The following is a 380-nucleotide window of genomic DNA, read 5'->3' on the forward strand; positions in this document are numbered from 1 at the left end:
GCACTGGAGCTGGAGAGGGCGTGCACGGGCTGATGGACCTCGTCTACGTGATCGTGCTCGGGATCCTGGTCCTGGCGGGCCTGCTCACGCTCGTGCGGCTGTTCCGCGGGCCCGACACGCTCGACCGGATCGCCGCCCTCGACGTGTTCGTCGTCCTGATCATCGGGGCCACCGCGGTGTACGTGGCGTTCTACCGCGACGGCTCGAACATCCCGCTGCTGGTGGCGTTCGCGCTGATCGCCTTCGTGGGGTCCGCCACCGCCGCGCGGCTGGCCGAGCGACGGGAGTGGCACCGGTGAACCCCGACGTGTTCTGGGACGTCGTCTCCGCCGCCCTGCTGCTGGCGGGTGCGATCCAGTGCCTGCTGGGGGCGCTCGGCC

1 protein-coding gene is annotated in these 380 nt (G+C 71.3%); it reads left to right on the forward strand.

The genetic code is table 11. The features are described 5' to 3' along the window. The coding region (locus tag J1M39_RS11990) for a monovalent cation/H+ antiporter complex subunit F (RefSeq protein ID WP_241254162.1) at positions 1 to 299 on the forward strand (299 nt) is incomplete at its 5' end. Between the last annotated feature and the right edge of the window lie 81 nt (positions 300 to 380).

Origin of the sequence: Micrococcus sp. KRD077, from assembly GCF_017168505.1 — a bacterium.
GTDB lineage: Bacteria > Actinomycetota > Actinomycetes > Actinomycetales > Micrococcaceae > Micrococcus > Micrococcus luteus.